A 10994-nucleotide genomic window follows, 5' to 3' on the forward strand; every position below is an offset into this window, starting at 1 on the left:
CGGCAACCTGCAATACGCCCAGGCCGACGCCCAGTACCTGCCTTTCCCGGACAACACCTTCGACTGCATCACCATCGCCTTTGGTCTGCGCAATGTCACCGACAAGGACCTGGCACTGCGCTCCATGTTGCGGGTGCTCAAACCCGGTGGGCGGCTGTTGGTGCTGGAGTTCTCCAAACCGCAGAACCCGCTGCTGGAAAAAGCCTACGACACCTACTCGTTCAAGCTGCTGCCCTTCATGGGCAAAGTGGTCGCCAACGATGCCGACAGCTATCGCTACCTGGCCGAGTCCATCCGCATGCATCCCGACCAGGAAACCCTGAAGGGCATGATGGATGCCGCCGGCTTTGTGAACACCGAGTACCACAACATGACCGGTGGCGTGGTGGCCCTGCACAAAGGCATCAAGCCCTGATATGGATGCCACGCTGACCACCGCTGCCCTGACGGCCGCCGAAACCATTGTCCAGCGCGCCCTGCGCTATGACCCCGCCAGCCGGCTCGCACTCAGCAAGCTCGAAGGGCAAGTGCTGGCGCTGAACTTTACGCAACCCGAGTGGACGGTGTACGTCCTTCCCGGAGAAGGCCTGAGTTTCAGCAGTCACTGGGAAGGCGATATTCAAACGCGACTGACCGGCCCACTGAAAAACTTTATCGGTCTGGCGCGCGGCGAACAGACCAGTCTGGCGGGCTCCGGTGTGCAGTTGGAAGGCAGCCCCCATCTGGTTCAGTCACTGCAACGTATTCTCGGGCAACTGGATATTGACTGGGAAGAAGCCCTGAGTGAAGTGCTCGGCGATGTACTCGGTCATCAGGGCGCGGAACTGCTGCGCTCGGGAGGCCGTTGGCTAAAGGCGCGAGACAGCCAGGCCCGTCGACTGCTGGGCGAGTTCATTACCCAGGAGGCGGGGCTGGTTCCCGGTCGCGCCGAGCTGGACAATTTCTATCGGGAAGTGGACGAGCTGGCCTTGGCGCTGGAGCGCACCGAAGCGAGAATTCAACACTTGCAGACTCTTTTGCACCGAACCACTAAGGACTAAGCGTGTTAGTCGTACTCCGTCGCCTGCTCACCATCAGTTTCGTCATCTGGCGCTACCGCCTGGATCTGTTGATTCCGCCCGGTCAGTTGCCCTGGTATGTGCGGCTGTTCCTGCTGCCGTGCAAACTCAAACCTGCCGGCAAGATGACCCGGGGGGAACGACTGCGCCGGGCGCTGGAAGACTTGGGCCCGATTTTCATCAAGTTTGGTCAGCTGCTCTCAACCCGTCCTGATCTGGTTCCGCCGGACATGATGGACGATCTGAATCGACTGCAGGACAAGGTGCCGCCGTTCGACAAGTCCGAATTTCGTGCTCTGGTTGAGCGGGGCCTGGGGGAAAGCGTCGATACCGTGTTTGCCAGCTACGAGCAGGAGCCGCTGGCTTCGGCGTCGGTGGCCCAGGTGCACGGCGCCACCCTGCACAATGGCCAACGTGTGGTCATTAAAATTGTCCGCCCCGGTATCGAGCGGATCATCGAGCAGGACGTTCGTCTGCTGATGATGATCGCCCGACTGGTGGAGCGTTACAGCATCGACGGCAAACGCCTGCACCCGGTGGATGTGGTACGCGACTACCGCAATACCATTTTCGATGAGCTGGATCTGCAACGCGAAGCGGCCAATGCCTCCCAGCTTCGGCGCAATTTCGATGGCTCTGCGCTCCTGTATGTCCCGGAAATCTACTGGGACTACACCCGCAATAACGTGCTGGTGATGGAGCGCATTCACGGCATTCCCGTGACCCATATTGATGAACTTCACACCCAGGGCACGGACATGAAAGCGCTGGCCGAACGCGGTGTGGAGATATTTTTCAAGCAGGTATTCGAGCACAATTTTTTCCACGCGGACATGCATCCGGGCAACATTTTTGTCGCCACTGAAAACCCGGAATACCCCAAGTACATTGCCGTGGACATGGCCATTGTCGGCTCCCTGACCCGGGAAGATCAGTACTACCTGGCGCGCAACCTGCTCGCCATGTTCCGGCGCGACTACCGGCAGGTCGCCGAGCTGCACGTGCAAAGCGGCTGGGTCCCCGAGGGCACCCGGGTCGAGGAACTCGAAGCCGCGGTGCGCACCGTGTGCGAGCCCATTTTTGAAAAACCGCTGAAAGACATTTCGTTCGGGCACCTGTTGATGAGTCTGTTCCGCACCGCGCGTCGGTTCGATATGGAAGTCCAGCCGCAACTGGTGTTGTTGCAGAAAACCCTGCTCAATATTGAAGGGCTGGGCCGCCAGCTCTATCCGGACCTGGATCTTTGGGTCACCGCCCACCCCTTCCTCGAGCGCTGGCTGAAAGATCGCTTCCACCCCAAAGCACTGTGGGGACAATTCCAGCGCTACGCGCCGGAGTGGATGGAAAAATTTCCGCAGGTACCGGAACTGATTTTCGGTGGCCTGCAACAACTGCAGAGCCTCAGCAAGGTATCCCACCACCTGGAAGCCCAGACCCAGGAGCTGCAGCGCCAGCAACAGAACCGGCGCCGCGGACGTCGGCGTACCGTGATTGCCACCCTGGCACTGATCGGCTCCGGTATTACCGCCTGGCCCCATTTAGGCGGCCCCCTCACCGCCTGGGCCGAGCGCATTGACTGGGGGCAAATTCCCCCGGAGAGCTGGGCCTTGTTGACCCTCGGTTTGGCGGTCTTGATCCTGCGTAAATAAAGGTTGATTATTGCGCCACTTCTTGTGGCTTTTCTCCCGGCGATAGGCTACTGTTGATTAGAGCTGACAAAACGAAGGGGCACCCATAGCCCCCGTCAACACAACGTCGTGACCGAGAGTGAGACATGCCTGATTTTTGCGCAACCGGCCGCGCCTGCGCGTCCCGCTGGTTGTCCCTGCCTGCCCTTTGGCTGACCGCAACCCTCGCCCCATTGGCCAGTGAAGCCGCCTGTACGCTGCGCGATGGCGAGGATGTACCGAGCGTCCTGTTACCACTGCGCCATGAAGCAAGGCACGACCACCGCAGTTACTATGAAGACTTGCTGCAACTGGCCCTGGATAAAACCGAAACCGAGTACGGTCCCTGCCGGGTGACCGTTCCGGAAGGCTACAAACCGCAAGTGCGCCGCTACCTCGACCTTGAACGTAAAACCGGCGCCGACATCATTGATGCCACGGCAACGCCGGAACGCAGCGAGCGCTTTCGGGAGGTACCGGTACCGCTGCTGAAGGGATTGATGGGTTACCGACTGTTTTTTATCCGGGAATCAGATAAAGAAGCCTTCTCCAACATCCAATCCCTGGATGACCTGCGCACATTTCGGGCCGGACAGGGGGAAAACTGGTTTGATGCCACGCTGCTGAAAGCCCACGACATCCCTGTGGTCACCGCACCGAAATACGAATCCCTGTTTCGTATGCTGCAAGCGGAGCGGTTCGATTTTTTCCCCCGCGGCGCTCAGGAAATTCTCGATGAGCAGGCCAATTTTGATACCGAGGGTTTGATCATTGAACAGGATTTACTGTTGGCCTATCCCTCTCCGGTTTATTTTTACGTTCACAAAGACAATGTCGCGCTGGCGGACCGGGTGGAAACCGGCTTGCGACGAGCCATGGACGATGGCTCCTTCGATCAGTTTTTCAATGACCACCCCATAATTCGCGAAGTGTTTACCGAGCTGAACCTGTTTGAGCGAACCACCCTCTACCTGTGTCACCCCCACCACCGGGATCCGGCTTTGCTTCAGCGGCCCGATGCCTGGATTCGGCCCTGGCCAAAACGCTTGTGTGATAATGCGAGTATTCCTACACTTGATTAGTCCGATTTCCTTGTGGAGCCATCATTCACCGTGAGCCAGCCTTTGCCACCGTTACATCAGGAGGCTTCCCTCTCTGACCAGGGCTGCCCAGGCACGTCGCAAAGCCGGTGGTTTTTTCAGGCGCTGGCGGCTCTCATAACGAGCCTGCCCTTTCTCCTTCTCAGTGTCCCGGCCAGCGCCGCCTGCCAACTGAGCCCCGGCACGACCACGGATCAACTGGTACTCCCGCTACGTGAAGAAGTCCGCCACGACCACTACAACTACTTCGCCCAGCTGCTACAACTGGCGCTGGATAAAACCGCCCAGGATCATGGTCCCTGTGAAGTCATTCTGTCTGAACAGGCCAAACCCCAGGCGCGCCTGTATCAGGAACTGTCCCGCCAGGAAAACATTCACATCATTGACGCCACGGTCATGCCCGAGCGTGACGAGCGCTTCCGGGCCATTCCCTTTCCCCTGCTGAAAGGTCTGATGGGGTACCGCATTGCGTTTATCCGGGCCGATGATCAACCCCGGTTTAACCAGGTGGAAACCCTGGAAGACTTGCGCGCATTTCGGGCCGGACAAGGGGAGCGTTGGTTCGATGTGCAGGTACTGCGGATGCACGGGATTCCCGTCACCACCACCAGTAAATACGAGTCCCTGTTCCGGATGCTGCGGGCGGGGCGTTTTGATTTCTTTCCGCGCGGGGCACAGGAGGTGATGAGTGAAGCGGAGAGTTTTGACATCAGCGGCCTGACTGTTGAGTCGAGCCTGGTTCTGGCCTACCCCTGGCCGGTGTACTTTTACGTCAACAGAGAGCATACCCTGCTGGCCGAACGGGTCGAGGAAGGTCTGAAGCGCGCGCGAGCCGACGGCTCATTCGATGAATTTTTCCGGGCTCACCCGTTGATCATTGCGGTGTTTGAACAGCTCAACCTCGAGCAGCGCACCCTACTCTACCTGTGCAACCCGCAACACAGTGACCCGGCCCTGCTTCAACAGAGCGATGCCTGGATACGCCCCTGGCCCGAGGATCTGTGTGCCCGCTTCAGCCTCGACGCTGCCACCGTCAACTAGACAGCATGAACGTCACGGGTCCATCGTTCTGCAGACTGACCTGCATATCGGCGGCGAACACCCCGGTGGCGACCGGGTCGTGAAACTCACAGGCCCGACGGACAAAATGATCGTACAGCGATTCCGCCAACGCCGGCGAGCCCGCCCGCGAGAAACTCGGTCGCAGGCCCTTGCGGGTATCGGCCGCCAGTGTGAACTGTGAGACCACCAGCAGCCCGCCACCGGCCTGCTGCAGGTTCAGATTCATTTTCCCCTCCGCATCCGGGAACACACGATAAGCCAGAACCTTTTTCAACAACGCCTCGGCGCTCGCCTCATCGTCTTCTTTTTCGACCCCCAGGAATAACAGCAGTCCGGAATCAATTCGGCCTACCGTTTGCCCCTCCACCTCAACACTGGCGTGTTTGACACGCTGAATCAGACCCAACATCGAAAGCGACCTCAGGCCAGGTTATCTTCTTCGTGGCGCAACCGACGAACCATATCTTCGGTGGCCCGCACCAGGGCATCGACGGTGCCGGGTTCGGACGCCGAATGCCCGGACTCGCGGATAATCTGCAACTCGGCGTCGGGCCAGGCCTGTTGTAGCTCGAACGCATTGTCCAGCGGACACACCATGTCGTATCGGCCGTGGACAATCACCCCCGGGATACCGGACAACCGATGGGCGTTGCGCACAATCTGATCCGGTTCCAGAAAGGCCTGATTCACGAAGTAGTGCGCTTCGATACAGGCCAGGGCCAGGGCGCGATGGGGCTTGGAGAAGGACTCCACCACCTCGTGATTGGGTCGCAGGGTGGCACAGCGTCCCTCCCAGATGGACCAGGCCTTGGCCGCCCCCATCTTGAGCAGATCGTTGTCGCCGGTGAGCAATCGGTAGTAGGCCGAAATCAGTTCGCCCCGGTCGGCTTCGGCAATCGGCTGCAGGAAGTCCTTCCAGTAATCGGGAAATACATGGGCGGCCCCGCCCTGATAAAACCACGCCAGATCCTTCGGCCGGCACAGAAAAATGCCCCTGAGGATCAGCCCGAGGACCCGCTCCGGGTGGGTTTCGGCATACACCAAGCTGAGCGTCGAGCCCCAGGAGCCGCCAAACAGGACCCACTTCTCCACCCCCAGGAAGCGGCGAATCTCCTCCATGTCGTCCACCAGCGCCTGGGTGTTGTTACCCTCCAGGCTGGCGTGGGGGGTGGATCGACCGGCACCGCGCTGATCAAACAGGATGATGCGATAACACTCCGGGTCAAAGTAGCGACGATCATACCGCCCACAGCCGGCACCGGGCCCACCATGAACGAACAGCACCGGGATGCCATCGGGGTTACCGGACTCATCCACGTAGAGCTGATGACCATCGCCAACCGGAACCTGGTGGCGCTCGTAAGGTTTGATTTCGGGGAAGTAGGTGAGCATAGTGGCCCTTTAATGCTGTGCCAGAAACGGTTTTTATAAACTCGATGTGCCTTTATAACCCAGTGTAGAGAAGATGCAACCCCCGCGCCGCGAACGGCGGCAGATTCCTCCGTGTCCCTGGGGCACGAGTGGCGCCAAAGACTTTTCCAGCGCCGTTATCCATGCTTTAATGGTCACCCTGAATATAAGATAGACGCCCGCCGTTCAGGTCGGGCCCAAACATGACAGGTCATGCTTATGAACCCCATCTCCCGACGCAAATTCCTGCTGGGCAGCGCTTCACTGGCGGCCCTGGCCAATCTCAAGGCCTGTGCCATCAACGGTGCCGCCGAACGCACCGGACTGAAAAATCTCTACGGGGATGACTTCCTGGTGGGCACCGCCATCAGCAATCAGACTCTGGCCAACGACGACCAGCACTTGAAAGCCCTGATCGCCAAGGAGTTCAACTCCATCACCGCCGAGAACTGCATGAAGTCCGCGCTGGTCCAGCCCCGCCAGGGCGAGTGGGACTGGGAGCTGGCGGACCGCTTTGTCGAGTTCGGCCTGCAGCACAATATGGACATCGTCGGTCACGCCCTGGTGTGGCACTCCCAGGTGCCTGAGGACTTTTTCGTCTACCCGAACGGCCGCCCCATTGACCGTCAGGAGCTGATCAAGCGGATGGACACCCACATTCGCACCCTGGTGGAGCGCTACAAAGGCAAAATCAAGATCTGGGATGTGGTCAACGAAGCGATCGATGAAGACAAGGGCTGGAGAGAGAGCGCCTGGTTCAAAACCATGGGCGGCGCCGACTATGTCGAGCGCGCCTTCCGCCTGGCCCACGAAATGGACCCGGACGCACACCTGATCTACAACGACTACAATATGCACAACCCGGGCAAGCGGGAGTTTCTGGTCAACGTGCTGCGCGATTACAAAAAGCGCGGCGTACCGATTCACGGCGTGGGCCTGCAGAGCCACGTGGGCCTGGACTACCCGGACCTGAGTGAATTCGAAGCCAGCATCGAGGCCTACGCCGCCGAAGGCATGCGCATTCACTGCACCGAGCTGGAAGTGGACGTGCTGCCGGTCGCCTGGGAGCACACCGGGGCAAACATTTCGGACAACTTCGAGTATGCCGACGAGCTGAACCCCTACCCGGACGGCCTGCCCGAGGACATGCAGGAGCGACTGACCGAGCGCTACGTCGAAATGTTCAAGCTGTTCCTCAAGCATCGGGACAAGATCGACCGGATTACCCTCTGGGGCACCCACGATGGCGAATCCTGGAAAAACAACTTCCCGGTGGGTGGTCGCACCAACTACCCACTGCTGTTCGATCGCGATATACAACCCAAACCGGCCTACTTCGCCGTGGCGGACCTCAAACGCTGAATCCGTACCATTGAGCGCGCGGGCCTTCGGCCCCGCGCTTAACCCTTCTTCACACGGCCTGTGCTAGGCTGTATACACCATTCTTCACAGTGCCTGACATCCTCGCCCACTGATTCAAACCCACTTGGGCTGCGTATCATCAGGTCACACCCTTTTTCACTGATTTGAGGAGACTGACCATGGCTTCACTACTGACCCGCCTATCGCCCGTGCTGGCCTGCGCCGCACTGGGCCTGATGGCCGCTGGCGCTCAAGCGGACGATCACGCCACCATCATCGAAACCGAGAAGGCCAAGCTGAAGGTCACAACGGTGACCGACGGACTGAGCAACCCCTGGGGCATGGCCTTCCTCCCCGGCGGTGACATGCTGGTCACCGAGCGCTCCGGTGACCTGCGGATTGTCGGCGCCGACGGCACCAAGGGTCCCGCACTCAAGGGCCTGCCCGAGATTGCCAGCCGCGGCCAGGGGGGCCTGCTGGATGTGGCCATTGACCCCGACTTTGTCGACAACCGCTGGGTGTACTTCAGCTTTTCCGAACCCGGCGAAGGCGGCACCAGCACTGCCGTTGCCCGCGGCAAGTTGATGCCCAACGCCCAGGATGAACTGCAGGGCGTGGAGGTCATTTTCAGCCAGCAACCCAAAGTGCGCAGCAATGGCCACTTCGGCTCCCGCCTGGTGTTCCGCGACGACGGCACCCTGTTTATCACCATGGGGGATCGCCAGCAGGATTTTGAAGACAACTACCCCCAGGAGCTAGACAGCCACATCGGCACCGTGGCCCGCATCCACCCCGATGGCAGCGTGCCCGATGACAACCCATTCGTGGGCGATAAAGACACCCAGCCGGAAATCTGGTCCTACGGCCACCGCAACGTCCAGGGCGCTGATCTGCACCCGGACACCCGCGAGCTCTGGACTGGCGAACATGGCCCCCAGGGCGGTGATGAAATCAACGTGACCCGGGCCGGTAACAATTACGGCTGGCCGATCATCACCTACGGTGAACAGTACGGTGGTGGCAAAATTGGTGAAGGCACCGAAAAAGAAGGCATGGAGCAGCCGGTGCATTACTGGGATCCGTCCATCGCCAACGCCGGGATGATTTTCTACACCGGCAATCAGTTCCCCGAGTGGCGGGGCAACCTGCTGGTTACTGCCCTCAAGTTCCAACTGGTATCGCGCCTCGAGCTTGATGGCGAGAAAGTGACGCACGAGGAGCGGATGTTCGATGAAAGCATCGGCAAGCGCCTGCGGGACATTGAGCAGGGACCGGATGGCAACCTGTACCTGTTGACCGACGATCGCAATGGGGAAATTCTGAAGGTTGAGCCGGCGAAGTAGTCAGCAGGCTGAAGGAACGGTAAGAATTGTCGGGTTACGGCCTTTGGCCTAACCCGACCTACATAGCCCTCTCAGTAGGACGGATCGGTCCGACGCATCGGAGCGCGCAGCGCGTAATCTGCCACACTAACCCGACCTACATAGCTCACCGCCACACTTTCAGTAGGTCGGGTTAGGCCAAAGGCCGTAACCCGACGCAAGGAGCTAGCGGTGATTCTGCTCCACCAGCACCAACGGAATCTCACTCATCGTCTCTTCCGGCGTCGGCCGCCCCACCATTTCATCGTAGGGTGTCTGCATCACCAACCAGGCTTTATCGGCTCCGTGCTGAGCCAACCACCGCTTGGCCGCATACAGGCTGGGAAACTTCTCCGCCCGCCCACGGGCATCGCGCACCACCTCGATCTCATCCGCCCAACCCACTGGCGTTTCGGTATAACCGACCAGGTAATGCGCACAGTCGGCAAAACTCATCACCACCGCACGACGCTCCGAACGACTCGCTTCAGGGATCATTTTGCGCCTCCTCAGGCAAGGTACACAGGTAGCGGCCACTGCCGTACAGCCGCTTGAAACGCCGCTTCGCCCAGCGCCGGTACACCCGATCGACCACCGGGCCGAACACCGGCCAACGCAGCGGCTTGAGCAGCCACCCCACGCGGGTGTAACGCCAGGCCTCAACGCTGGCATCGGCGCCCACCAGCCACTGGCCATCGGGCAGGCGCAGATGCAGCTGACGCAACATGGCCTCGCGCTGCTCCGCCGGGAGCTGCCACTGCTTGTGGATATCCAGCAAGCGCAGCTGCGCCGACTTGAGACGCTTCAATAAAGTCATCTCTCGCTGACACAAAGGGCACAAACCGTCGTAATACAAGGTGGCAAGGGTCTGCCCAGGCTGTGGAGTGGGAATATCTGCTTCTATTGAGCGCTTAGCAGTAGAACGATTCATCACGGGTACAACCTCTTATCCATTGCTCGAGAATACGCTTGCCAGGGACCGCTGGATCAAACCAGAACCGGCGGTAGCATTATTCCCCGCAACCCGTTATGTTTGCGGTCAGGCCAACAGACAGGAGACTTCATGAGCCAGCAATACCGGGCGGTCAACGACCGCGTCGAAGAGCGTTTTCACAACCCCTCGGATGAGACCCGCCGCACCCAACAGAAAACCGGGGTGCTGCTCACTAACCTGGGCACGCCCGACGCCCCCACTGCGCCGGCACTGCGCCGCTACCTGGCGGAGTTCCTGTCCGACCCACGGGTCATTGAAGTCCCGCGCCTGCTGTGGAAAATCATCCTCCACGGCATCATCCTGCGAGTGCGACCGAAGAAGTCCGCTGAAGCCTACGCCTCGGTCTGGAGCGATGAAGGCTCACCACTGCTGGTGATCAGCCAACACCAGCGCGGTGCCGTGCAAAAAGCCCTTGGGGATGAGGTGATCGTCAAACTCGCCATGCGCTATGGCAACCCATCCATACCCAAGGTAATGAGGGAATTTCAGGAGCTGGGTATCCGGCGCATCGTGGTGCTGCCGCTGTATCCCCAATACGCCGCTCCCACCACGGCCTCCACCTTCGACGCCCTGGCCGATGAGTTGAAAACCTGGCGCTGGGTCCCCTCGATCAGCTTCATCAGCGGCTACGTGGACAATCCGCTGTACATCAGCGCCCTGGCCCAGAGCGTGCAGGACCATATCAACGAGCACGGCATGCCGGAGAAATTTCTGTTCTCCTACCACGGCACGCCCAAGCGCTATCTCGACAACGGAGATCCGTATCACTGCCTGTGCCACAAGACCACCCGTCTGGTGCGGGAAAAGCTGGGGCTGGAAGAGTCGCAGTGCATGACTACCTTCCAGTCCCGTTTCGGTCGGGAAGAGTGGCTCAAGCCCTACACCGATGACACCCTCAAGCAGCTTCCAAAGGATGGCATCAAGCACATTGCCATACTGTCGCCAGCGTTCAGCGCCGACTGCCTGGAAACGCTGGAAGA

General features: G+C 59.8%; 12 protein-coding genes. 8 read left to right on the forward strand and 4 right to left on the reverse strand.

Translation table 11 applies throughout. The features are described from left to right. The 5 genes from B3520_RS15320 to B3520_RS15340 all read left to right on the forward strand — a co-directional run. Positions 1-415, forward strand: a 415-nt coding sequence (locus tag B3520_RS15320; protein WP_286876396.1) for a ubiquinone/menaquinone biosynthesis methyltransferase, incomplete at its 5' end; no start/stop codon positions are given. Between the two features lies 1 nt (position 416). Next, complete coding sequence (locus tag B3520_RS15325) at positions 417-1040, forward strand: ubiquinone biosynthesis accessory factor UbiJ (protein WP_286807165.1); 624 nt, start codon at positions 417-419, stop codon at positions 1038-1040. Between the two features lie 2 nt (positions 1041-1042). Then, the gene (gene ubiB / locus B3520_RS15330; RefSeq protein ID WP_286807164.1) at positions 1043-2707 is read left to right on the forward strand and encodes a ubiquinone biosynthesis regulatory protein kinase UbiB; all 1665 of its coding nucleotides are present in this window, start codon (positions 1043-1045) and stop codon (positions 2705-2707) included. A gap of 125 nt (positions 2708-2832) precedes the next feature. Beyond that, positions 2833-3807, forward strand: a complete 975-nt coding sequence (locus B3520_RS15335) for a substrate-binding periplasmic protein (RefSeq protein ID WP_286807163.1) — start codon at positions 2833-2835, stop codon at positions 3805-3807. Between the two features lie 42 nt (positions 3808-3849). Continuing rightward, a complete protein-coding gene (locus tag B3520_RS15340; protein WP_286807162.1) occupies positions 3850-4866 on the forward strand; it encodes a hypothetical protein in 1017 nt (338 codons plus the stop codon). Here B3520_RS15340 and dtd read toward each other — a convergent pair. Next, positions 4859-5296 (reverse strand): D-aminoacyl-tRNA deacylase, encoded by a 438-nt coding sequence (dtd, locus tag B3520_RS15345; protein ID WP_286807161.1) that lies wholly within the window; start codon positions 5294-5296, stop codon positions 4859-4861. The genes B3520_RS15340 and dtd overlap by 8 nt on opposite strands. Before the next feature lie 11 nt (positions 5297-5307). Next, positions 5308-6279, reverse strand: a complete 972-nt coding sequence (gene pip, locus B3520_RS15350) for a prolyl aminopeptidase (RefSeq protein WP_123639197.1) — start codon at positions 6277-6279, stop codon at positions 5308-5310. Positions 6280-6516: 237 nt separating this feature from the next. On the opposite strand from pip, the gene B3520_RS15355 reads away from it, so the two are divergent. Both B3520_RS15355 and B3520_RS15360 read left to right on the forward strand, forming a co-directional pair. Beyond that, positions 6517-7659, forward strand: coding sequence for an endo-1,4-beta-xylanase (locus tag B3520_RS15355; protein WP_286807160.1), 1143 nt, complete (start codon positions 6517-6519; stop codon positions 7657-7659). Between the two features lie 179 nt (positions 7660-7838). Next, a complete protein-coding gene (locus B3520_RS15360; protein ID WP_286807159.1) occupies positions 7839-9002 on the forward strand; it encodes a PQQ-dependent sugar dehydrogenase in 1164 nt (387 codons plus the stop codon). A 204-nt stretch (positions 9003-9206) separates the two neighbouring features. On the opposite strand, the gene B3520_RS15365 is transcribed toward B3520_RS15360, so the two are convergent. Both B3520_RS15365 and B3520_RS15370 read right to left on the reverse strand, forming a co-directional pair. After that, a complete protein-coding gene (locus B3520_RS15365) occupies positions 9207-9518 on the reverse strand; it encodes a DUF6482 family protein (RefSeq protein WP_286807158.1) in 312 nt (103 codons plus the stop codon). Continuing rightward, positions 9508-9951: a thiol-disulfide oxidoreductase DCC family protein gene (locus B3520_RS15370; protein ID WP_414673891.1), complete on the reverse strand. Its 444-nt coding sequence runs from the start codon at positions 9949-9951 to the stop codon at positions 9508-9510. Before B3520_RS15370 ends, B3520_RS15365 begins: the two co-directional genes overlap by 11 nt. 132 nt (positions 9952-10083) lie before the next feature. On the opposite strand from B3520_RS15370, the gene hemH reads away from it, so the two are divergent. Next, positions 10084-10994: ferrochelatase (gene hemH / locus B3520_RS15375; protein ID WP_286876397.1), on the forward strand; the 911-nt coding region annotated here is incomplete at its 3' end.

Source organism: Marinimicrobium sp. UBA4509 (assembly GCF_002388575.1).
GTDB classification, from domain to species: Bacteria; Pseudomonadota; Gammaproteobacteria; order Pseudomonadales; family Cellvibrionaceae; genus Marinimicrobium; species Marinimicrobium koreense.